At 58.3% G+C, this 23439-nt stretch carries 18 protein-coding genes; 9 read left to right on the top strand and 9 right to left on the bottom strand.

Annotation, left to right across the window (positions count from 1 at the left end; all coding sequences use genetic code 11):
* Positions 1-15 precede the first annotated feature (15 nt).
* Positions 16-891, top strand: coding sequence for a dolichyl-phosphate beta-glucosyltransferase (locus DSM3645_RS11595; protein WP_002652357.1), 876 nt, complete (start codon positions 16-18; stop codon positions 889-891).
* A 33-nt stretch (positions 892-924) separates the two neighbouring features.
* Here DSM3645_RS11595 and DSM3645_RS11590 read toward each other — a convergent pair whose 3' ends face one another.
* The 3 genes from DSM3645_RS11590 to DSM3645_RS28135 form a co-directional block, all read right to left on the bottom strand.
* On the bottom strand, positions 925-2826 hold the full coding sequence (locus tag DSM3645_RS11590) for a c-type cytochrome domain-containing protein (RefSeq protein ID WP_081444800.1): 1902 nt from the start codon (positions 2824-2826) through the stop codon (positions 925-927).
* Positions 2827-2992: 166 nt separating this feature from the next.
* Positions 2993-3700, bottom strand: a complete 708-nt coding sequence (locus DSM3645_RS11585) for a hypothetical protein (protein ID WP_002652355.1) — start codon at positions 3698-3700, stop codon at positions 2993-2995.
* Between the two features lie 280 nt (positions 3701-3980).
* Entirely contained in the window at positions 3981-5678 is a 1698-nt protein-coding gene (locus tag DSM3645_RS28135) for a serine/threonine protein kinase (protein ID WP_002652354.1), read from the bottom strand.
* A gap of 218 nt (positions 5679-5896) precedes the next feature.
* Here DSM3645_RS28135 and DSM3645_RS11575 point away from each other — a divergent pair, with 218 nt between their 5' ends.
* Genes DSM3645_RS11575 through thiO form a run of 3 tightly spaced genes read left to right on the top strand, consistent with a single transcriptional unit; the run spans position 5897 to position 7983 of the window.
* Positions 5897-6136 (top strand): glutaredoxin family protein, encoded by a 240-nt coding sequence (locus DSM3645_RS11575; RefSeq protein ID WP_040351790.1) that lies wholly within the window; start codon positions 5897-5899, stop codon positions 6134-6136.
* Between the two features lie 18 nt (positions 6137-6154).
* The gene (locus DSM3645_RS28130) at positions 6155-6814 is read left to right on the top strand and encodes a TIGR04282 family arsenosugar biosynthesis glycosyltransferase (protein WP_237564802.1); all 660 of its coding nucleotides are present in this window, start codon (positions 6155-6157) and stop codon (positions 6812-6814) included.
* Positions 6811-7983 carry a glycine oxidase ThiO gene (gene thiO, locus DSM3645_RS11565; protein ID WP_002652351.1) on the top strand — a complete coding sequence of 391 codons (1173 nt, stop codon included), beginning with the start codon at positions 6811-6813 and terminating at the stop codon, positions 7981-7983. The genes DSM3645_RS28130 and thiO overlap by 4 nt, the downstream gene beginning before the upstream one ends.
* Positions 7984-7988: 5 nt before the next feature.
* Here the strand turns inward: thiO and DSM3645_RS11560 are convergent, their stop codons facing one another.
* Positions 7989-9122, bottom strand: coding sequence for a protein-glutamate methylesterase/protein-glutamine glutaminase (locus DSM3645_RS11560; protein WP_040351789.1), 1134 nt, complete (start codon positions 9120-9122; stop codon positions 7989-7991).
* Between the two features lie 274 nt (positions 9123-9396).
* On the opposite strand from DSM3645_RS11560, the gene DSM3645_RS11555 reads away from it, so the two are divergent.
* From DSM3645_RS11555 to DSM3645_RS11540, 4 genes are all read left to right on the top strand, one after another.
* A complete protein-coding gene (locus DSM3645_RS11555; RefSeq protein ID WP_002652348.1) occupies positions 9397-10674 on the top strand; it encodes a hypothetical protein in 1278 nt (425 codons plus the stop codon).
* A gap of 7 nt (positions 10675-10681) precedes the next feature.
* Positions 10682-11578, top strand: coding sequence for a radical SAM protein (locus tag DSM3645_RS11550; protein WP_002652347.1), 897 nt, complete (start codon positions 10682-10684; stop codon positions 11576-11578).
* 4 nt (positions 11579-11582) lie between these two features.
* Positions 11583-12371 (top strand): metallophosphoesterase family protein, encoded by a 789-nt coding sequence (locus DSM3645_RS11545; RefSeq protein ID WP_002652346.1) that lies wholly within the window; start codon positions 11583-11585, stop codon positions 12369-12371.
* A gap of 121 nt (positions 12372-12492) precedes the next feature.
* Positions 12493-13596: a hypothetical protein gene (locus DSM3645_RS11540; protein WP_002652345.1), complete on the top strand. Its 1104-nt coding sequence runs from the start codon at positions 12493-12495 to the stop codon at positions 13594-13596.
* A 25-nt stretch (positions 13597-13621) separates the two neighbouring features.
* Here the strand turns inward: DSM3645_RS11540 and DSM3645_RS11535 are convergent, their stop codons facing one another.
* From DSM3645_RS11535 to DSM3645_RS11520, 4 genes are all read right to left on the bottom strand, one after another.
* The gene (locus DSM3645_RS11535) at positions 13622-15094 is read right to left on the bottom strand and encodes a glycosyltransferase family 39 protein (RefSeq protein ID WP_237564801.1); all 1473 of its coding nucleotides are present in this window, start codon (positions 15092-15094) and stop codon (positions 13622-13624) included.
* A gap of 110 nt (positions 15095-15204) precedes the next feature.
* Positions 15205-16023, bottom strand: a complete 819-nt coding sequence (locus DSM3645_RS11530) for an ExeA family protein (RefSeq protein ID WP_002652343.1) — start codon at positions 16021-16023, stop codon at positions 15205-15207.
* Between the two features lie 9 nt (positions 16024-16032).
* On the bottom strand, positions 16033-17178 hold the full coding sequence (locus tag DSM3645_RS11525) for a tyrosine-protein kinase family protein (protein ID WP_002652342.1): 1146 nt from the start codon (positions 17176-17178) through the stop codon (positions 16033-16035).
* Positions 17178-18512: a hypothetical protein gene (locus DSM3645_RS11520; protein ID WP_131282460.1), complete on the bottom strand. Its 1335-nt coding sequence runs from the start codon at positions 18510-18512 to the stop codon at positions 17178-17180. Before DSM3645_RS11520 ends, DSM3645_RS11525 begins: the two co-directional genes overlap by 1 nt.
* Before the next feature lie 284 nt (positions 18513-18796).
* On the opposite strand from DSM3645_RS11520, the gene metH reads away from it, so the two are divergent.
* Positions 18797-22516 (top strand): methionine synthase, encoded by a 3720-nt coding sequence (gene metH / locus DSM3645_RS11515; RefSeq protein ID WP_002652340.1) that lies wholly within the window; start codon positions 18797-18799, stop codon positions 22514-22516.
* A gap of 78 nt (positions 22517-22594) precedes the next feature.
* Here the strand turns inward: metH and DSM3645_RS11510 are convergent, their stop codons facing one another.
* On the bottom strand, positions 22595-23413 hold the full coding sequence (locus DSM3645_RS11510; RefSeq protein ID WP_002652339.1) for a CBS domain-containing protein: 819 nt from the start codon (positions 23411-23413) through the stop codon (positions 22595-22597).
* Between the last annotated feature and the right edge of the window lie 26 nt (positions 23414-23439).

Below are 23439 nucleotides of genomic sequence, written 5' to 3'. Positions count from 1 at the left end.
CGGGAGCCGCTACGCGTGCCGAAATCCCTGTTTGTCATCCCGTGCTACAACGAAGCGGATCGCATCGATCTCGCGGCGTTCGACGCATTCGCCGCCGCCAACCAAGAGATTCACTTTCTGTTGGTGAACGACGGCAGCACCGATGCGACCAGCGAAATCTTGCACCAGTTCGCCAAGCGGCGGCCCCAACAGTTCGCCGCCGTCGACCTGCCGCGAAACCAGGGGAAAGCCGAAGCGGTGCGAATCGGGATGTTGCAGGCCATCGACCAGGGCGCCGAATTCATCGGTTTTCTCGACGCCGACCTGGCGACGCCGCTCAAGGAATGCGGTCGCCTGCAAACGGCGCTGACAGAGAATCCGCACATTCAAATGGCGATCGGCGTACGCTTGCCGTTAGCCGGTCACGTGATTCAGCGCAAACCGTTTCGACGGTTGATTGGTCGCGGCTTCGCGAGGGTCGCTTCGGCGCTGCTCGGCATGTCAATCACCGACACGCAATGCGGCGCGAAATTGATCCGCAACAGCCGACTGGCGCGGTTTCTGTTCGCGACCCCGTTTCTGTCACGCTGGATCTTTGATGTTGAGGTCTTTGCTCGTCTGCGAATCGCGAGTGATTCGACCACCGCGCGCCAGGCGATCTACGAATTGCCGCTTGAGTCATGGCGAGAAATACCCGGCTCTAAATTAAAGCCGCGCCACTTTCTGTTGGCGATCGGCGATCTGGCGCTGATCTATCGCGAATATTTCCTGTCGTCGCGCTGGAAACTTCGCTTTCAACAACCAAGCGAAGCCGAGCAGCCCGTTGCCGACGATCTCTTCGCGATCCCGAAAACATCGCCCACGTCGCAACTTACCGGCCCTTCGCGCCAAGAAGATCAAGCCGCCGCTTAACGCGACTTGATCTTGGGCCAGATTGGTCTTCGCCTAGCGACCGCCCGAAGCGATCCAGGCTTTCGCGATCTCGGCCGGAGGCTTTCCGTAAGCGCCGGCGAAGGCTTGATCGAACGGCATCTCCTTTCGCAGCGCCATCATCAGCGCGTCAAACTGAGCGCTCCGTCCCATCAGCGTTTTCAGAAACGCAAAGCTGACGGCGCCATTTTTGTCCGGCGCCAAACGCATGTAAACAAAGTCGTCCGCTTTTTTCATCGCTCCCACCGCCGACGGCAGTTCGTTGGTCCAAGCGACGACGCGAGGATCTTTGCCGGCGACCCGGGAAGCGACAACGCGCCCGACGCCGTCCGAGAACCAATCAGGCGTATTGAGACTAGCGACATAGTTGCTGGCGATGACCTGCGCGAACATCGCATCCAGGTCGTACGCGTCGTTCACCGGCAACTGCACCACGCCGTAGGCGTCGGTCACGTCGTACCAATAATGTCCCTGCCAAGTGGGAGGAACGTCCCGACGCTCCACCATCTTGCTGAATTCGTTGTAGTCGTATTTTGCTTTGACCAGAAACAGCGTGACGCGACCTTTGACCAACGGCGTGTCGGCGGGAGCCTTCAACATGCGGCGGACGTCGTCAGCCGCTTTCTCGGCCTGATCGGCGAACTCGTCATTCGCTTCCTGCCCCAAAGTCCCCATGACGTAGACGTCTTTGCGATCGGAAGTCGTCATCGCGACGCCGGGCAGCCCAAGCTGCTTTTTCGCCAGGCTGGTCGCTTCGCGAGCTTTTGCAAGTTCGTCATGCGTCGCATTCTTGGCGAACGAATAGGCCGCGACGCGCTGCATCGACGAGTCCGGTGCGTCCCCGTCAAACTTGGCGCCTTCCGCGATCCAAGTTTCAAAGTTCTTGATCTGCTGATCGGTGAGCGGAGGACCATTGCGCGGCATGCGATCTGGCGCCGGCGCTTTGAAGAGTTGAATCATCAAGCTTTCGTTCGGCTTGCCAGGCGTGACCGGAGCGCCGCTGTCGCCGCCGCGCAGCAGCCTTTGAAAGCTGGCCAGACTAAAGTTGCCGGGAGGGTTGCGCTGATCGTGACAGCTGACGCAACGCGCGACTAACACCGGCGCGATATCGCGGCCAAAGCTAACCTTCTCGTTGCCGCTGGCGCTAGACACTTCCAATCGCGTCATCGGCGTCGGAGCGGCGCCGGGAGCGAGCGTCGACAAATTCGCTTTCGGATCGGCGCCGTCAAACTTGGCGCCCTCTTTGATCCAGACCTTCAATGCGGCAAGTTCATTGGGGGCCACCTTTTGGCCGCCGCGGGGCATGTCGCCCGATTCAATCACTTCGACCAGGCGGCCTCCATCCTGTCCGGGGAAGATCACGACCCCTTCGGCCGGTCCTTTGATTAAGACGTCATAGCTGGAAGAGCTAAATCCGCCGCGGGCCTGATTCACGTGACAATTGCCGCACCGCGCGACCAGGATCGGCGCGATATGTTTGGTAAAGCTGAGATTCGCCGCCGGAAACATCGTCGGCAACGCACTGGGCGTAGGCGCCGGAGCCCCCGGTGCAGGCGTCATCATCGTCGGCTCGGCGACCGCCGCGTTGCGCATTCGCGGTAGCGTCACTCCTTCCAACTCGAGAAACGCATGAGCTGGCGCGAGCGAGCCGAAGAGTTGATCGACCGATTCTTGCAGTTCCGGATCGACGCCTTCGAGTCGCTGCAAACGCTCGATGATCAGCTTGACCGTCTGCGTTGATTCAGCAACTTTGCCCTGCTTGAGATAGTTCGAAGCCTTGCGGACCTCGACTTTCAGATCGCGAACTTCGCCCCGCTGCTCATCGGTCGGCGCCGCATCGGCCCCCCCAGCGGGAAGCAGCAACGTCAACAGGGCGGCACAGGCCGCGAATCTCGCCAACAGGTGAAAGGCTCTCATCTTGGCCCCTTATGCAGCAGTCTTGACTAGTCGAATGGATAGGACGCCTCGCTATGGGAGCGGACTTCTCCGAAGCGAACCTAGGCTCCTGTTGTACTCAGAAATCGCCCACTTTGTACCTAGATATTACGGTATAGGCGATCGCAATTCGCAAAAACCGGCCGCATCAGCTCGAATGATGGCGTCGTACAACCTTTTTCGCCGCTTGCGCCGCGAGCGATTCGCGACGCGTCGGTCGATAGCCATACTCGATGGCGAACCACTCTGCGTAACGCTCACGGTCGACATAGCTGGTATTGCGGTTGTCGAGCAGGTGCCCCAGTTCGTGAATCAGGACGTTGTTCAGGTAGAAATCGCGAATTGCGTCCTTCGTCCAATTCAGCCGCCATTCCGATTCGCCCTCTTCTTCCCAGGTTGCGCCGTACATCTTGGCTTCCACCACCTGAGCAGGGCGGGGCGGGGTGAAGAAATACTCGACCAGCGCCTCATCCATCGGATACAAATAGAGCGCCGATCCCCACTGCATGCCGTAGCAAGGGAAGCTTAACTTCTTACGAGTCAAGCGACTTAGCTGAACGACTTCTAGCGGTTGAATCATCCACGCCGGCAGTTGAGCGAGTCGCTCACGAATATCTTGTTCGGTCACGACGTGCACGAAACCTTCGCCGGGATCTTGCGTCACGACGCGATATCCAGCGCCGGTATCGCCTTGCGGCTCGTGCCAATCTTCCGGCGGAGAGAAGAATCCCGTCTCGTTGGAACGCCCCACTTCGCCGCGTCCGCGCTTACCAAGTTGACCGACGGTACGAAAGTCGCGCGGGATCGCGACACGCTTCGCCTTCGCTCGAATCATCTTGTGGTTGGATCGCGCCATGCGTCTGACTTTTCAATCTAAAAACGTCCGCAGAGAACTCGACGAACGAAAATGGGTTCGCGTGGCGTGCTCGATCTTGGATGGATCGCGGCGACGCCGACTTGGTCGTTAGCGTCCCTGCGGTTCGACTCACCTATGGTACGTGGACAGCGACCACGATTTCAAGCAATATGCGCAAGTCACTGCCACACAACACCTTGCATCGAACAGGACAGCAAGAATCGCCGGCCCGAAGAATGCGAATCGTCCGAAGACGAGTCGCCAAAACCACCCACAAGAGCTATGCAACGCCCTTCTCGGGGAGGCAGCTCGGCACGCAGGGAGCTTCAAGACTGGAGGCCTCGAAACCAGATTTGCGCGTCTCTTGCGGCTTCGTCTCGTCTTGGCTCTTTTTCGCCACCATCACAAGCAGTACGCCGATCAGTAAGAACAAGAGCCCGATCGCAATCCAAATAAATGCCGGGATGCCTGCAAAGTTGAAGCTGACGCCCCCTTTGCTTTGACCGGTATGACGGGTTTTCTTTTTCTCCCGTTCCGCTTCTTTCTGCTGCATGCGAAGCTGCAGCGCTTCGCGAGAAATCAAAGTTCGACTACCGGTGTTATCGCCGGCGGAAGTCAATGGATCCGTAAAGGCAATATCCAACACGCCACTAGCGCCGGGATCGGACATCGACGAAATCAAATCGTCGTCCAAAGGGCGAGCGACCGGCAAGGCCTTACTTCTACCGGCGCCGGAAAGTCCTGCATCGGTCTCAATCCGCTGCCCACGAACCGTCTCTGAGTTCAAAATTCCGGAGTTGCTCTCACCCCCGTCCTCTAACAATTCAGCGACCCGCGGCATCGAAGGAGGCGTAATAACGCTCGATTTTCCTTCTTCTCTCCGAACCTGGCGAAGCTCCATTTCTTCGGCGACGGCGGTCAACTCTTCTTCGCCGCCGGCGCTGCGCTGTTGAAGCCAGTTGCGAAGGACTTCGCCCACTTCTTTGGCTGACTGATACCGCTGCTCCGGCTTTTTCATCATCAGCTTTTCGCAGATCTTCGCCAGCGAAGCAGGACAATTCGGCCGCACCTTCCGAATTTTTTCGGGTGCGATCGTTTGATGCTTCGCGATCCGCTGGGCCAGACTGCCTTCGGGGAACGGAGGGTGCCCGGCCAGCAGGAAATAGAGCGAACAGCCAAGACTATAAAGATCGGCGCGTCCGTCCACTTTGTGGCTGTTAACCGCTTGCTCAGGAGACAGGTAGTCCGCCGTTCCCAGCACGCTCTCTTGATTGGCCAGCGTTAGCGAGGTCGCATCATCGCGCGTGAAGCGGGCCAACCCCATGTCGAGCACTTTGACCACGCCGCTGGTGTCAAGCAGCAAGTTCGCCGGTTTAATATCACGATGGATCAGCCCCCTCTGATGGGCGTGCTCTAGCGCTTCAGCCGCTTGGGCGACATATTCCGCCGCCGTTTCGATTTCGAGCGGGCCCTTTTCTCGGACCAAAATCTGCAAATCGCAGCCTGGAACATACTCCATCACGATGTAATGGGTGTCCCCTTCGTTGTCGACATCGAAGGCGCGCACGATGTTCGGATGGTCCAGTTGAGCGGCCGCTTGAGCTTCTAAATGGAAGCGTCCGAGGTAGGAAGAGTCCTTCACCCGGTTGCGCGGCAGCACTTTGATCGCGACCTTCCGCTGCATCACGGTATGTTCGCCCAGGTAGACGCTGCTCATGCCGCCGGTCCCTAAATGACCGAGCAGCTTATATTTGGAAAGGAAAAATCCCTTGTATTTGCCCTGCAGGATCTTTTCGCGATGCCAAGTGGTGATGTAGTTCTTGGCGACAAAGAAATCGGCGACTTTCTCGACATCTTCCGGCAGCGCACCACCGTTCTCGGCGCGCAATTCGGCCACGGCGCTTTCAAATTGCGTAGGGTGAATCAGCTGCGATCGCCCAGCAAGTTCAATAAATCTTTCGGAAGTGACGTTACTCATTGAGAGCCCAAATTAACCGTGACCGGACGCTGCTTGTACTAGCAGAACGCCTGTTGCTTGCCGTACGCAGTATAAATAAATGCGTTTCGGCTTAACATGAGCAAAATCGGTTGGTTGTTTGCCTATCCGCAGTTTCGTGTTCAAATTGGGGAGTAAAAGAAGGTTAACCTTCGCAACTTATCGAAATCTTAACACACCTTCACTCTGTGAAGCGAATCATGACTTCTCACCACACTCGATTGTATACACGTCCTGGTTGTCATTTGTGCGAAGACGCCGAACAAATTTTGATCCGACATGGCATCGCTCCCGAGCTGGTCAACATTGATGACTCTCCAGAACTCACCCAAAAGTACGGGTGCTGTATCCCCGTTGTCGAAATCGACGGCAAGGTCCGGTTTCGCGGACGAGTCCACGAAATGCTGCTTCGTCGACTACTAGCGGCGGTCGAAGCGTAAGCGATGGAAGTTCTCGGAATGTTCGCCAAGCACTGGCGCACCGGCGAAGTAAAAACCCGCCTTGGCGCTACAATCGGATTGCCTGCCGCAGCCGCGGTGCATTATCAGTTTGTGCGCACGGCGGTAACACGATTTCAATCGCTTGGCGACCGCCGCGTTCTCGCCTATGCCCCCGCTGACGCAGAACAATCGTTTGCGGCCATGGTCGGCGACGCTTGGCGGTTGCAGTCGCAGTCGTCCGGTTCGTTGGGAAACCGAATCTCCCACTTTTTTACGACCGCGATCACCGACGGAGCGACAAAGGCCCTGTTAATCGGGTCCGATAGTCCCAATCTGCCGACCGGTTACCTGCAGCATGCGTTCCGCCAACTGGAAGAATGTGACGTGGTGCTGACCCCCGCCGAAGATGGCGGATATTGCGCCATCGGGTTGAATTCTCCCTGTGCGGAGCTGTTTACCGATATCTCTTGGAGCACCTCCGACGTCCTCTCTCAGACATTGGCTCGCTGTCACGCGCTGGGTCTGCGACCTCTGCAGACGCCAACTTGGTACGATGTCGATACCTGGGATGACTTGCAACGCCTGCAAGCCGATTTGGCGCATGACGACGCCGATCGCGATTTGCGACAACTGCGCTCCGAACTTTCTACGATACTCGCCGATTGTCCACCGCTGTGAATTCCGACTCTCCCCGTACCCACGCGACCTCTCTCAGCGCCGATTGCCTGATCATCGGGGGAGGAGTCATCGGACTCTCGCTCGCCTACGAACTGGCGACGCACGGTATGTCGGTGACGTTGCTCGAAAAAGCTGCGGTCGGCAAAGCCGCATCTTGGGCAGGCGCCGGATTATTGCCTCCGGCGACGGTGGGCCAAGCGGTCGAACCGCAAGAGCAGCTACGAGCTCTCAGTCATCAACTGCACGCCGAGTGGTCGATCCGTCTGCGGGAGGAGACCGGCGTCGACAACCAGCTTGAACGATGCGGAGGCTACTATATTGCGCGAAAAGCTGGAGAAGCGGCCGCGCTGGCGACCACGATGAGCCAATGGACCGAAGAAGGGATCGCCGTCGAGCGAATTTCCTCGGACGAACTACATCGCCGCTTGCCGCTGTTAGCGTCTGATGTCCTAGCGCGCGGCGCCTATCATGTTCCGGACGAAGCGATCCTGCGAAACCCCCGGCACCTGCAAGCGCTTCATCAGGCATGTCGGCAGCGCGGGGTCGTGTTCCAAGAGACGACCGCAGCGATCGAGTTTCAGCTCGAGCAAGATCGCGTCGCTGCGTTGGTCACCGATCATGGCCTCCTATCCGCCGATCAGTACTGCATCGCCGCTGGAGCATGGTCGCAACGCTTAACCGATTCGCTATTGGCGAAGGTCGGATTTTCGCACGCGGCGAAAACGCCCGAGATCGAGCCGATCCGCGGACAGATGTTGCTGCTCAACGGAAGCGCCCGGTTTTTACCGACGCCGATCAACGAAGGTCCCCGCTATTTGGTTCCGCGGCGGGATGGGCTGGTTCTGGTCGGGTCGACGGTCGAAGCCGCTGGATTCGATTGCTCTACGACCGAGGAGATCGCCCGCGACCTACGCGACTTCGCCTGCGCGTTGGTTCCGCGATTACAAGACGCCGTGGTCCAGCAAACCTGGGCGGGTCTGCGGCCGGCGAGTATTGATGGGATACCTTATATAGGCGCAATGCCGGGAGTCGCAAACGCCTATGTCGCCGCAGGCCATTATCGCAGCGGCTTGCATCTATCCCCGGCGACCGCCGTGCTGCTAGGTCGCCTGATTCGCGGCGTCGATGTCGATTTTGATTTGTCGCCGTTTCGCGTGGATCGCAGCTGATTCGCTCAGCGCGTCGCCACCGGGGCGCGGCGAACTCTTTTGGTCTCGCGCACGATGGTCTGCGCCGCGTCTTGCAAGTCAAACTGCTTGTCGACATTTCCCTCTTGAAATGCGACGCGGTTCATTCCGTAAATGTCGGAACTCGCTTCATTTTGCCCCAAGACGTACCCGCCGGCTGCCCGAATCGCTTTGCATCCGTCCGATCCGTCCCGTCCCATACCGGTCATAACCAACCCCAGACAAGCGTCGCCAAAGGCTTTGGCCGCCGAGCGCATCATGACATCGACCGACGGGCGATGCCCACTGACCGGGTCGCCATCGAAGACCTCTAGTCGCATTTGGTCGCGAGTTTGGCGGCGAATCTCAAGATGTTTCCCCCCCGGAGCGATATAAGCGCACCCCGGCGTCAGCGTATCTCCCGTCGCCGCTTCTTTCACTTCCACTTGTGAAATCGAATTCAGCCGTTTCGCGAACGCTTTGGTGAATTGCTCCGGCATGTGCTGAACGATGACGATCGGCGGTAATCCGGCCGGCAATGATTCAAATAAGGAAGTCAGCGCTGGAGGTCCGCCGGTCGAAATTCCGATGGCGATACCGCGATACGAACATTCGATCGGCGCGACTGGTTTATTTCGCGCCGGCGAACTGGCCGACTTGGCAGGTACGCTGGCGGCGCTGCGACGTTGTCTCCGGGTTTCGGCACGCGTGCGGCGAATTTCCAACACCTTGGCGAAATCAGTGCCAGCCACGGTGCGAATCTTTCGAACCAGGTCGTCCCGCATGACCGATTCAGCCTGGGCCAAACCTGTCGGTTTGGCGATGTAGTCAAACGCGCCCCGTTCCAGCGCATCGAGCGTAATGTCTCCACCCAACTGGGTCATGGCGCTGACCATGATTACCGGAATCGGTTTCAAAGCTAACAGACGATCCAACGTTTCAAGGCCGTCCATTCCCGGCATCTGCACATCTAAGGTAATGATATCCGGCTGAAGTTGCTTCATCATCTCCAGGGCCTGATAACCGTCTTTGGCCACGCCGCAAACTTCAATCCCCACCGCATCCGCCAATTGATCGGCGATTAGCGTTCGCATGAGCGCCGAATCATCTACGATCAAAACGCGTGAAATTTTTGTTGCCATTTTTCGCTCGATTCAATGCGTTCCACCAGTCGCGTCGTGCGCGAACATTCTGGCGAACCTGCCCCATTTCCGAGAGTTAACAATAAAAAATAGGCCGAAAAATTCGTCACTCTACCGGTATTCACCGCAGTTGCAGATATCCGCAAAAAACAAGCCGACATTCCCGCTGGAATTTGTGTCTCCACCGGCAGGATGTTCCCAATAATCCCCCTAACCAGTACGCTGGGGGCATCGCGTTACTTATTCCGATCACCCTGTTCCGATTGCTGCCTGCATGTCTGTCGATGCTCCGGCGAAAATAACGATCCTTGGCGCAGGACCGATTGGTCTCGAAGCCGCCCTCTACGCTCGTTTTCTCGGCTACGATGTCGCAATTTATGAGCAAGGGCGCCCAGCCGAATCGATTCGCCGCTGGGGAAGCGTACGGATGTTCAGCCCGTTCGGCATGAACAGTTCGCCGTTGGGCCGCAGCGCCTTATCGGCCCAGTCGGCGGACGATCTGAAATTGCCTGCCGAAGACGAACTGTTGACCGGCCAGGATTATGTCGATCGCTATTTGCAGCCGTTGGCCGAATCGGACCTGTTGGCCGACTCTCTCCATTGCGGCTGGACCGCGATCGCGGCCGGTCGCGCGGGACTCTCGAAGTCGGACATGGTCGACGAAGAATCGCGACGTGAAGCCGACTTTGTGGTGGTGCTGCGCGATCAAGATGGACGCGAACAACTCGATCGCAGCGATGTGCTGATCGACTGCACAGGACTGTTTGGTCAACCCGGCTGGATCGGCAGCGGCGGAGTGCCGGCGCTCGGCGAATCTTCGGCTCGTGCGCATATTGAGTTCGGCCTCCCCGATATCCTGGGGGGCGAACGGGACAAGTACGCCGGCCAACAGACGTTGGTCATCGGTTCTGGCTATTCGGCGGCAACCAACATCTGCGCACTGGAACAACTGGCGCGAGAAGCGCTGAACACGCAGACAACTTGGATTACTCGGAAAGAAAATCGCGCCGATACGACCGGTCCGCTGCAACGATTTGCCGATGATCCGCTGTCGGCCCGCGATCAACTAGCGGTGCGAGCGAACGAATTTGCCGCTAATAGCGAGCCCCACGTCGCTCATTGGCCCGCTTCGACCGTCTCCGCGATCCACTACGACGCGCACAGCGATCGCTTTCAAGTCACGTTGGCAGGAAATCACCAAGGGACGCATGAGTTTGATCGGGTGATCGCCAACGTCGGCTTTCTCCCCAACGTCGAACTGACCCGCTCGCTGCAGATGCATTATTGCTATGCGACCGAAGGTCCGCTGAAACTGGCCGCCAAGCTGCTCGAAAACAGCTCGGGCGACTGCCTCGCCCAGCCGACCGGCGACGCCGAACTGCTAATCAACCCCGAGCCCGATTTTTATCTGCTTGGTGCAAAAAGTTACGGACGCAACTCACAGTTTCTGCTAAAAAACGGCCTCGATCAGATTCGTCAGCTATTCACCATCATTGGGGATCGCGAGAATCTGGATCTCTATCGCCAGTTTTTACCCGCCAATCAAAAATAGAGATCGCGTGCCTGCAGGCGTCCTTCCGCAAGTTGTTCCGTCTCACCTCGACGCGCTCTGGTTTCAAGTCACCGGGCTGCGCTGCAATTTAGCGTGCCATCACTGCTTTGTCAGTTGCCATCCGAAGAACAATACGTTCGGGTTTCTCTCGCTGGCCGATGTGGAGAGCCGTTTGGAAGAAGCGGCCGCCCTGGGCGTAAAAGAGTTCTACTTCACCGGCGGCGAACCTTTTCTCCATCCCCAAATCGTACCGATCCTGATCGCGGCGCTCGCGTATGGCCCCGTCACCGTGCTGACCAACGGCACGGTGCTAAAAGCAGACTGGCTACAACAACTCCGCGACGCAGAAGAGCAGGGGATCTACTCGCTGGAATTTCGCGTATCGATCGACGGCTTCTCTCCGGAGACCAATGATCCCATCCGCGGCGAGGGAACGTTCGTCCGCGCGATGCGCGGCGTCCAACTGCTGGTGGAACATCACTTTTTGCCGATCATCACCGCGGTTCGCACTTGGAGTGACGCCGACGAACCGCACATCGTCGCCGAATTCATGCAGGCGTTAAAGGAAATCGGCTACGCCCGACCGCGAATCAAACTGTTGCCTACGCTGCAGATTGGCGCCGAAGAATCGCGATCGTGCGGCTACGCTGACCATGATCGGATCACGCCCGAAATGTGGGCGGGGTTCGATGCGACTCAACTAGTTTGCGAACACAGTCGCGTCGTCTCGGATCGCGGCGTCCACGTTTGCCCTATCTTGATCGAGTCTCCCGATTCGCTGTTGGGACAAACGCTCGCGCAGTCGCTCGCGCCATTTGAGGTTTCACACGGCGCCTGTTTCACTTGCTATCAATTTGGTTCGATCTGCGCCAATCCATCCTCGGCGTCCGGAAAAGATCGCTAACGCCATGACGACGCGCATCGCCTGCTTTGGCGGAATCTACAACAATTATCTCGCGCTGGAAGCCGCGATCGCCGACGCTCAGCGACGCGGCGTGGACCAAATGTTTTGCCTGGGAGATCTGGGCGCATTCGGCCCCCATCCCGATCGCGTTTTTCCTCTCCTCCATCAGCACGACATCCAAGTCGTACGCGGAAATTACGACGATTCGATCGGCCGCGGACTCAACGATTGTCAGTGCGGGTACGCCGATCCGCGTGATAACTACTTCGCCCAGATCAGCTACGACTACACGTTGCAAAACACTGCTAGCGACAACCGCGCGTACTTGCGCACTTTGCCTGCCGAGATCCGGTTGGAGATCGAGGGACGCCGTCTTTTGCTGTGCCATGGCAGCCCGCGAAGAACCAACGAGTTCTTATGGAAATCGACAACTTCGACTTCGTTTTTGAATTGGCTCGCTGATCAACATCAGGCCGATCTGATCTTGGCGACGCATACCGGAATTCATTGGGGACGCGAGTTATCGAACCGCCGAGCGTTTGTGAACGTAGGAGTTTTGGGGCGCCCTGCCAACGATGGTCGCAAGGAAGTCTGGTACACGATTATTTCCATCGATCTGCATTCCGGCATAAGCTGGCAGTTTGTGCCGCTTGAGTATGATTTTCGCCGTTTAAGCAGCGAGATGACGGCCCAGCAGCTCCCGCCTGAGTTTATCGAGACGATCCAAACCGGGTGGTGGACCACCTGCTTGGAAATCCTTCCGGCGAAAGAACGCCGCAAAGGCCGTTACTAAATTTTCAGGCGGAAGGATCGAATGCCGCGCGGGAACCGAAAAACCGGCTCCCCACGCCGCCCGTTGGCGTTATATTAAAGACATTGTTCATACAATCCAATGCATTTGGGAACGCTACGCTATGTCGATCCGAATCTTCGCCTGTCTGCTGTTACTGCTGGCAAGTCTGCCCGCTGTCGCCGCCGAACCGGAAAAATCGACAGAGTCGAACCCAGCTGTCGTCGCGACCGCGACGGCTAAATCTGCAGAAACCGATCGCACCATTCGCCGAGCGATTCGCCAGCTGGATAGCGATACGTTCGCCGAACGTCGCGAAGCGGCCGAGCAATTGCGTGACGCAGGTCCCGCGGCGATTGCGTCGCTGGAAGAAGCCTGTCGCGACGGCGCCGGCGAACGGGTCGCGCAGTCGATCGAGATTCTCCAATCTTTCGCCGCGAGCGAAGACCGCGAAGTGAGCGCCGCCGCGCTCCACGCGTTAAAAAATATCGCCGACGGAGAAAACGCGACCGCCGCCAAGCTGGCTGCGACAGCAGTTCATTCGATCCGTACGACTCCAGGGATGCGACCGGCGCCGGAAGCAGGCGGGGATCGTATCGCCGGATTTAATCCCTTTGACAACGCGATGCTGCAAGGAATGCGAGGACGCGAACGGAACTTCAGCATGTCGACCGTCCGCAACAACGGACGCGAACAGATCAAGATCACCGACGGCGAGCGTCGCGTCGAAATTGACAAAGATCCGAGTGGACCGCTCCGCGTTGAGTGGAGAGAAGGAAACGACGCGCCGCAAGTCGCCGAAGCGGACGATCTGGACCAGTTGCGCAAGGATCATCCCCAAGCGGCCGAAATCTATGACCAGTACCAAGCTCAGATCGCCGGCGCGCAAGGCATGCTGGGCGAACGATTTTTCGCTCCGCTGCGTCTGGACGGACTCCCGATTCCGCAGCCGATGCGTCAGATGGACGAACAATGGGCGCGGATGCGGGCCGAACATCAGCAGATGATGGAAGAGATGCGTGCGCAACACCAACAGCGAATGCGAAACATGCGTCAGATCGCTCCCGCACGTCCCGCTAATCCGCCGACGCAACTGCGCCGGCTTCAAGAAGACGCTCGGCAATTGCAGCAGCGAATTCAAGCCGGCGACGTTGATGACGCGACGATCGAAGAGATTTCGCGTCTGCAAGAGCTGCTGAAAGAACTGCAGCGCCAAGCGAACCAATAGTCGAACGTCGGGCGGCATTGGACGACTAGGGCAGGATTGAATGGTCGCCTTCCACGGCGTCATTCGCATCCGATATCAATAGCATCTGCATCCCGCGCCGCTCTGGCAAGATGCGCACCGAGGAGGGCCACGGAATGGACCGTGATAATTGGACGGCGATGACTTCGGCCGTCGCATGATCGCCAGGCGCTATCACTAGGATCGTCTGCGGTTTCTCTAACAGGTCTAGTTGCCATCGCTGGAGAACTCCCATGTTTGAATATGTGAGCGGGATGACCTGCTGAAAGCGATGCTTCGGCTGATAAATAGCGTTGATCGGCAAGCGGCTGTAGTCGGCCAGTGTCCCTTCGTTTTGCGTCAAACCATCCGACTCGATCAAGCGCGACGCGATCAGCAACGTCGTCTCTGGCGAAAGCTGCAGTTGGTTTACTGCCGCGACGGCGCCGCGCCAATCTTGCTGGCGTTGCAGAGACCAGTGCTCTGGCAAATGGAAGTAGAAGATCGAAATCGCTAGCGCCGCGGCTATGACCGCTCGAGCGCCGATCTGATCGATCCGCCCTACATTCAATCCGCACCAGGCGAACAATGTCGCCTGACTTCCCATCAGATAACGTCGCAAAAACAACGGCGTAATGTGCCAGTGAGTCAGCGACCAGGCGATGATGACCGGCGCCATTGTCGCGAAGATCGACCAGACAAAAATCGCCGTCGTGGCGCTGCGGCGCGTGCGGGATTCGCGATTCGGAAACAGTTGATTCAGTCCCCAGCCGATCCCCCAGGGCAACAGCCCGAAAGGAATAATCGGCAAGAGCTCGATGATCCTGAAGGGCGAATCGCTATGAATAAAGGCCGCCCAACTATGACGTCGTCCATAGACCAGCGCCAGTTGTGGAATCAGCGGTAACAGCGCCAGCGCCAATCCGCCGAACATCAGCAACATCCGCTTAACGGCGGCGTGTCCCCAAGCGGCCAGGATCACCGGCGGCAGACAAGCGGCGACAAACAGCCCCGCGGTGATATGCAGATGAATGGTCACTGCAGCCAGCAACGTCCAGACGCAAGCGTCGCGCAGAGTAAAGTCGCCCCACAAGCGAATTGTCGTCGCCAAGAGCGCCACGCAACCAAGTTGAACCGCCGCATAGGGTCGCACTTCGGTCGCGTAGAAGATCATATCTCGATCGAGTGCGATTAGCAGAGCTGCGACGCAACCGGCCAAGCCTGATCCGCTCCAGCGACGCACCAAAATAGCGACGCCGATTAAAGTGGCGCAGCCGCAGAGAACCGACGGCATTCGCAGCGACCACTCACTGACGCCAAAGATTGCGGTGAACCCTTTTAACGCCCAAAAATAAAGGGGGCCATTGTTGCCCTGCAGGCCGCGATCAGCGACTTCGCTCCAGTCTCCGGCGATCGTCCAGGCCGAATGCAGCTCGTCGAGCCAGAGACTTTCGGACAGCGGCATCATGCGCAGGCAGAAGCCGAGCAGCGCAATTAGCAAGAGCGCCCGCCAAAACAGGCGAGCGGACAGCGGGAAGTCGAACGGTGGCGGCGAGTCATTCACTCGCTAGATTGTAATCGCCGACAGATTCTAGGCGACTCCACCTTGTGCTAGTCGGTCGAAACGGCGACCAGTTCTTCGTGAACCGCTTCGATTTGCTCAGCGGAGATGACCGACTGTTCTTCGGCGAACGCAATCAACAGCGCCAAATCGCACAGTCGATTGATGCGCCGCGGAGCGCCGTTGGTGATCTGGTGCAAACGCTCCAGCGCCTCTGGCACAAAGATCTCACGGCGTGCGCCAGCCGTTGTCAGCCGATGCAGCACGTAGGAAGCGGTTTCGTCCGCCGTCAACGCTTTGACCATGCATTTGACCGCCAGGCGCGTTTCAAAAGCAGGCGCCCGTTTGAGCGCCGGCAAGATCTCGGTCTGGCCGACCAGCAGCAACGTCATGTCGAGCATCCCGTCCGTTTCGAGATTCGTCAACAAACGCAATGTCTCGAGCGCATTGAAATCGGCGACCAAGTGCGCCTCGTCGATCACCAGGACGGCATGTTTGCCGGCTCGCGTATTTTCGCTAAGTCCTCGCCGGATCGCTTGTACGCTGTCGGCAATGGTTGAAGTGGCCGATTGCTCGACGCCCACCAACTCGCGCACGATGTAGGCCAATAGCTGATCGGCCGGCATGTACGGAAACACCACATGCACCTTGGGCGTAAACTGCTCCGGTAGTTGTTCCAGCAGCAGTTGGGCCAACAACGTCTTGCCCAGGCCTTCGCCGCCGGTCAACAGCGCCGCTCCGCGGCGGTTCTCGACCGCATACCGCAACTTCAGCAGCGTTCCCTGCGCCGACTCGGCCGGGTAATAGAACGCTGGGATCGCCGTATTTTCAAACGGGCGAGCCTGCAGATTCCAATAGTCTTCGTACATTCGGTTTAACTAACTGACGAAGTTTTCGGTGACGCCTAAAATGGATACGCCGGCGCTGCCTAAGCGCCTTACAACTTCCGCGACCTGCGAGTCATCCGAGATTCGCAGATCACGCACAATCATCGCCGCATCGACTTGATTCAGCTTGGTGGGAACTTCATGAATTTGGCCGATATCGACCAGGATCATGTCGTAGCTTCCCTTCATGCTGTGCAGCATTTGATCCAACTTCTCCGGCGATCCCTTCGCTTTGCTGGGGGCCAGCGTCAGATCGTCGGCGACCGAATGGATCGCGGCGTCTTCCACCGTCGGACCACCGGCGGCGATCGCTTCCCAACCATGTTCGACGCGCACGCCAAGTCGAGTCGCGAGCTCCGGATTGTTGTCGCTCGCGTCCACAATCGCCGTTTTGACGCCGCTGTCAGACAAGAGCTTCGCCAGACACAACGTGAGGGTCGTACAACCTTCGCCAGAAGCGAAACTGTAAACCGCAATCACTTTTTTTCCTTTCGCGCCGACTTCCGTCAACCGATCGCGCACTTCGACGAAACCTTCTACTCCCCGCTCTAGCAACATCTCAATCGTCGCCGGCCAAGCGAATCGGGGCGCTTCCCACTGCGGGCGAAACAGCGCCGGCGCCGTACTGCTCTTGGCCAACATGCTTTCCCATTCCAATCGATCGTTCGTCTTGCCGGACGGCGGAGCGATGGTTTTGGCAGGCGGCTTTTCGGTTTTCGGCGATTCGGCCGGCGGCGTTCGCCGTGCTTGACTAGGCGCCGCGGGTTTTTCGATCTCATCCAACGGGGCCGGCTGAGCCGTTTGCCGTTCGGACCGGACGCGTTGCAAAATGCGATCCACTGCGGCGGCCACCGCCGCCGTGTTTTGCGCCGACGCAGCAAACGCTGAAGTGTCGGTCACTTCCGCCGGCGGATTCGCTGGCTCGTAATACTGCTCAGCGTCATCCAGATCACTCTCGTTGATCGGCGAGCCAGGCAAATCGATTCGCAAGCCCTTCTTTTTCCAGTCGTATAGCTGTTCGATCGTCGGTCCGCCCGGAAAGACCGGTACGCCGCGCGTGTACTCGGCGGCCGGATCATCCAACTCGGGCGATTCCGGTCCATAAGCACGAATGAAGGCTCGATCTACGGAACTCATTAGCGAAACCTCGAAGATTCAGTCGGTTCTAAATTTCCGTTCAGTCGGGCTTGCGCCGGACGGTTTGCGGCCGGATCACCCGGCGCATAATACATTTCTTTGCCGCTCGGCGCTGCTCCGCCAAACGGGTCGAACGACGCCTGCTGTTGCTGGCCATAACGACTGCCGGAAGCGGCAGGCGCTGGAGCAATCGGCTCCGGCGTTCCCAGTTGGGCGGTGGCCGGCGGCGCGTCTTGCGACATCGCGCCCTCGAAACGGGGATTTTCTCTAGGCAAGTTGGCCTCGGAAGCAGCGCCGCGAGGTTCGTCTTTCCACCACGGCGCGTCGGCATCGCTTCTAGCCCCAGCCGATAGCGTAGCGCCATAGCGGGTCTGTGTGGGATTGCCGCGAGCGGGATTGCCGCCGTCGGTCGTATCGTAGCCGGCTCCCGCCGAATACGATCCGCGATTGACTTCTTCACGGGGGCGATTCGCGATGTACTCGGCGTCCCCTGGGCTGCTTCCACCTAGCAGGTCGGTCGCACTGATGCCGTGCGAATGTTGGCTGGAAGTTTGGGGATTGGTCGGTCGACCGCTCACTTGCGGAGCGCGATAGGCTGAGGCGTCTTCACCGGCTGGCGTTGCAAAAGGAGCAAATGCTTCGCTCGACTCGCTGCGACCGGTGCTTTGGAGCGGCGGTGCGATATCCATCGCCGTAGCGGCCGATGGTTCCCGCTTTTCGAGCTGCAAATGATCGCCATGCGAGTGTTGATCGAGACCATGTCCGCTATTGGTCGGTCCAAAGCCGGGGGCGTCCCCCAACTCGCCGAGTTGGATATCGGTCTCAAACGGCGGCGCTTCGTCGGCATCGGCGGCCGGATGGGGATTTTTGTTTCGTTGTCCGGACGAAATCTGAATCGTTCCCCAGACCAACACCGCGGCGATCATCGCGAAAAAGAGTCGAGTTCGCCAAACGGGGGCTTTCGCCGCTTTCATTCGCTCGCGGCGCCCTTCGGCTCCATCGTAAAGCGGCTTGCGCTGCACCGGAGAGCCTTTTTCGGGCTGCATCGTCACCGTGGACGGAGCCTCGGCCGGGCGCTGGGGCGCGGTTCGACGCGAAGCATGCGGAGCTCGCGGCGAATGCGCGGCGTCAACGCGATAGGCGCGTTTCGGCGGGTCGACCGCCGGAGCGTCCTCAATTAGCGGTTGTTCGTCAATCTCGGTCGCGACGGCCCACGAAGCGGCTGCCGGCTTCGGCGCTGCCGCCAAGTCAGGCATACGCAACAAAACCCTGGGCAAAGCGGAAACAAGTCTCGTCGCCGGCTCCGCGGTCTTGGGGGTTGCTGTTTTTGTCATCGTCTTGGCTTCCTTGCCTATTTTCTCAATCTCGGCGCCTTCATGGCGTAGTTCTGGTCCGTCATCTCTTCGGATCGGGTACCGAGTCTGCAGATCTTGAGCGTTAGATAAGAAAAATTGACTTTGCCGACTAGGCGAAGTTTTGCGGAAACTGCTTTTCAGATGAACCTTGTCGCATAAATGGCAATCTGGGATACTTAGAGGGCTAGAAATCTTCCATTGCTGACAGCATTGCTCTGACCAAGTCCGTACGGCAGCCGCCGGCGGCTAAAAAAGACCCAAGAATGGCGATCGCGACCCCGAACGACAGCAAGCATCTCGTTATCCAGGAACTCGACAAGCGGATTCTCATCCTTGACGGAGCGATGGGAACGATGGTCCAGAAATACAAACTGGACGAGAACGCGGTGCGCGGTCCGAAGTTTGACGGTTTCCACAAAGACCTGAAAAACTTTACCGACATTCTCTGTCTGACGCGTCCCGAGATCGTCGAGCAGATCCATCGCGAGTTTCTGGAAGCTGGCGCGGATATCCTCGAAACGAATACCTTTGGCGCGACGCCGGTCGCGATGGAAGAATTTGATCTTGCGCACTTGGCGACCGATGTGAATGTCGCCGCGATCCAGCTAGCACGCAAAGTGGTTGACGAGTTCAACGAGCGGACTCCGCACAAGCCGCGCTTCGTCGCCGGGTCGATCGGACCGACCAGCCGGACCGCGTCGATGTCTCCCAAGGTCGAAGACCCCGGCTTCCGCAACGTCACTTTTCAGCAGTTGGTCGACTCGTACCTGGTGCAGATCGCCGCGATGGTCGAAGCCGGCGCCGATCTCCTGTTTCCCGAGACCACCTTCGACACGCTCAATCTCAAAGCGTGCCTGTTCGCGATCGAGAAATACTTCCGCGACAACAACGTCGTGCTGCCGGTGATGGCCTCGGTGACGATCACCGACGAAAGCGGCCGCACGCTCAGCGGGCAAACGGTCGAAGCGTTTTGGAACTCCGTCGCGCACTTTCCGTTGCTCAGCGTCGGCGTCAACTGCGCCTTGGGCGCCGACAAAATGCGACCCTACGTCCAAGAGCTCGCATCCATTTCGCCCGCCTATATTAGCTGTCACCCGAACGCCGGCTTGCCGAACGAGTTCGGCGAGTATGACGAAACGCCGGAACAAATGGCGGCGACCCTGACCACTTTCGCCGACAGCGGCTGGCTCAACATCGTCGGCGGTTGCTGCGGCACGTCGCCGGCCCACATCAAAGCGATCGCCGAAGCGGTCGAGCACAAAGCGCCCCGTATCCGCGCCACGCCCCCGGACTTCACACGTCTCTCCGGGCAACAGTCGCTGACGATTCTGCCGACCTCCAACTTCACGATGATCGGCGAACGCACCAATGTGACCGGCTCGCGCCGCTTCGCTCGCTTGGTCCGCGAAGAATTGTACGAAGAAGCGATCGCCGTCGCGCTAGAGCAAGTCAACAACGGCGCGAACGTCATTGACATCAACATGGACGACGCTTTGCTGGATGGTGAAGCGGCGATGGCTCGCTATTTGAATCTGATCGCCGCCGAGCCCGACATCTGCAAAGCGCCGATCATGATCGACAGCTCAAAATGGTCGGTGATCGAGGCCGGTCTCCGCTGCGTGCAAGGGAAACCGATCGTCAACTCGATCAGCTTGAAAGAAGGGGAAGCCGATTTTCTGGCCAAGGCGCGCCTCGTGCGCAGCTATGGCGCCGCCGTCGTCGTCATGGCCTTTGATGAAACCGGTCAGGCCGTCGAAAAGGATCCCAAAGTTCAGATCTGCAAGCGAGCTTACGATCTGCTGGTCAACGAGGTCGGCTTTCCGCCAAGCGACATCATCTTTGACCCGAACATTTTGACGGTCGCCACCGGCATTGAAGAACACAACAATTACGCGATCAACTTCATCGAAGCTTGTCGCGAAATCAAACAGGTCTGCCCCGGCGCCAAGATCTCTGGCGGCGTCAGCAACGTGTCGTTCTCGTTCCGCGGCAACGACTTTATTCGCGAAGCGATTCACGCCGTCTTCCTGTTCCATGCGATCAAAGCGGGCCTGGACATGGGGATCGTTAACGCTGGCCAGTTGGCGGTCTACGACGATGTCGCGCCGGAACTTCGCGAGTTGATCGAAGATGTTCTCTTCAATCGTCGCGACGACTCGACCGAACGTCTGGTCGATTACGCCGAGACGGTCAAAGATCGCAAAGCCGGCGGCTCCGCCGTGACCGAAGATTTGTCGTGGCGCGAAGGTTCGGTCCAAGAGCGTCTCTCGCACGCATTGGTCAAAGGGATCGACAAGTTCGTCGTCGAAGATACGCAAGAGGCTCGTCAACATTACGATCGCTGTCTGCGAATCATCGAAGGCCCGCTGATGGACGGGATGAACATCGTCGGCGACCTGTTTGGCGCCGGCAAAATGTTTTTACCGCAAGTGGTCAAAAGTGCCCGCGTGATGAAAAAAGCGGTCGCCTATCTGCTGCCGATCATGGAAGAAGAGAAGGTCGCGTTGGGCGAAGTTGCGCAAGATGTGCGCGGCACCATATTGATGGCGACCGTCAAAGGAGACGTCCACGATATCGGCAAAAACATCGTCGGCGTAGTTCTGGGTTGTAACAACTACTCGGTGATCGACCTCGGCGTGATGGTCTCATGCGACAAAATTTTGGCCGCCGCGAAAAAGCATGGCGTCGACGCGATCGGCCTCTCGGGGCTGATCACGCCCAGCTTAGACGAGATGGTCCACGTCGCTAAAGAGATGGAAGCGGCTGGGTTCACCATTCCGTTGCTGATCGGCGGCGCGACGACCAGCGCCAAACATACCGCAGTGAAAATTGCGCCCGCCTACAGCGGCACGACGGTCCATGTGCTCGACGCGTCACGCAGCGTCGGCGTTGTCGATCGACTGCTGAGCGACGAGATGCGAGAAGAGTTTTTGGTGAAGAACAAGAAGCTGCAGGACGACTTGGTCGCTTCATACAAAAAACGGCAAGAGGTGAAACTTGTCTCGATGGAACATGCTCGCCGCAACAAGTTTGCGACCGACTGGAGCACCGTCGATATCCGCACTCCCAGCTTCCTCGGCGTGCGCACGTTGCCGAAAGTTTCGTTGACCGAGCTGCGCGAATATATTGACTGGACTCCCTTTTTTATGTCCTGGGAGCTGAAAGGGAAGTACCCGAAGATTTTTGAAGATTCGTTTGTCGGTGAAGAAGCGAAGAAGCTGTTTAATGACGCCAACGCGTTGCTCGACAAAATCATCGCCGAAGAACTGCTTACCGCTAACGGCGTTTACGCGTTTTGGCCGGCCAATAGCGACGGCGATGACATCGTGCTGTACAGCGACGAGTCGCGACAAACCGAAATCGGCCGCATGCATACGTTGCGGCAACAATGGGAACGCAAGGGTCAGAAAGACTTCCGCGCGCTTGCCGACTACATCGCGCCGATCGACTCGGGCCGAAAAGACTATCTCGGCGGCTTCGCCGTGACGACGGGGATCGGTTGCCAAGAGCTCGCGACCAAGTTTGACGCCGATTTCGATGACTACAATTCGATCATGACCAAGGCGCTCGCCGATCGTCTGGCCGAAGCGTTCGCCGAATGGCTCCACGCTCGGGCACGGCTCGACTGGGGCTTTGGCGCCGACGAGAATCTCTCGAAAGAAGAGCTGATCGCGGAGAAGTATCGAGGCATTCGCCCGGCCGCCGGCTATCCGGCTCAACCTGACCATACCGAAAAGCGCCAGTTGTTCGACTTGCTGAAAGCGGAAGATAACGCCGGCATTGAGCTGACCGAGAGTCTGGCGATGTTCCCCGCGGCGAGCGTCTCCGGACTCTACTTCGGGCATCCCCAGTCCCGCTATTTCGCCGTCGATCGCATGACGCACGAACAAGTGGCCGACTATGCGAAACGAAAAGGCTGCACGCTGGCCGAGATGGAGCGTTGGCTCGCACCGAACTTGGGATATGATCCCGACGAGAAGTAAACGTTGTCTTTGTCGCTCGCAGCAAAAGCGAGCGGAAAATCGTTTCGAAATAACGCAACTTCGACAGCGAGCGATCGTCTACGTTGATCCAGCTGCCGGCGGAGCGTTATCGCCGGACTGTCGCGGCGACAGCACCAAGAACTTGCTCTCGTTGTGGTCGGCGACGTCAAATGCCGCCGACTTGCCGATCAGGTCGAAGTGCCGCACAAAGCCGTGCGCCGGAATGACCAGGTTGTTGTCGGCGATCTTGGTGGCGATCGCGTCTTCGGCGGCGCCGCGGACGAACTTTACCAAGATGCGTCCACTCGGTGGATCGTACCCTAAAACCACGCGATCGAGCCGGGCCTTACGATTCTTGATGTTGTTCATCGGAATGACCAAGTCGCCGTTCACCTTGCGAATGTAGGCCGGGATCCGGACCTTCGCTTCGTTCAACGGAGAGTACATCCGGAAAGCGTTTTCGACTTGCCCTTCCTGCACGTCGGCCAGATGCTGTATCAAGTCCGACGTGCTCAACACGCCGCGCAACTCTTGCCGCAATCCCACCACCGGCAAACAGCCGATCTTGTTGGTCGCCAGCACTAGCGCCGCTTTGGCCAAGGGGACTTCCGGTGAGATCGTCACCGGTCTTTCGCGCGTGATCAGATGTTGAATCTCGCGCGCCAGTTCATCCGGCTCTTCCGGCTTCATCATCGATCGAACCACGTCGCGTTGTGACACGACCCCCATCACGCGCTTCTTATCATCGACAATGATGATGCGTCGAAGGTTGTGGCGCGCCATCAGCTCGGCGACGATCTTCACATGCGTACCCACCGTGGCGGTATGCACTTTGACCGTCATCACATCACGGACAGAGCCGCTCAATTTTTCAGAAATTGTATCGAGTGATGGCATGGGCGAACGGCGAGATACTTTCCCGG

It is taken from the genome of Blastopirellula marina DSM 3645 (genome assembly GCF_000153105.1).
In the GTDB taxonomy this organism is placed as follows: Bacteria; Planctomycetota; Planctomycetia; order Pirellulales; family Pirellulaceae; genus Blastopirellula; species Blastopirellula marina.
The sequence above is the reverse complement of the archived record's forward strand: the minus strand, read 5'-3'. Positions and strand labels throughout refer to the sequence as shown.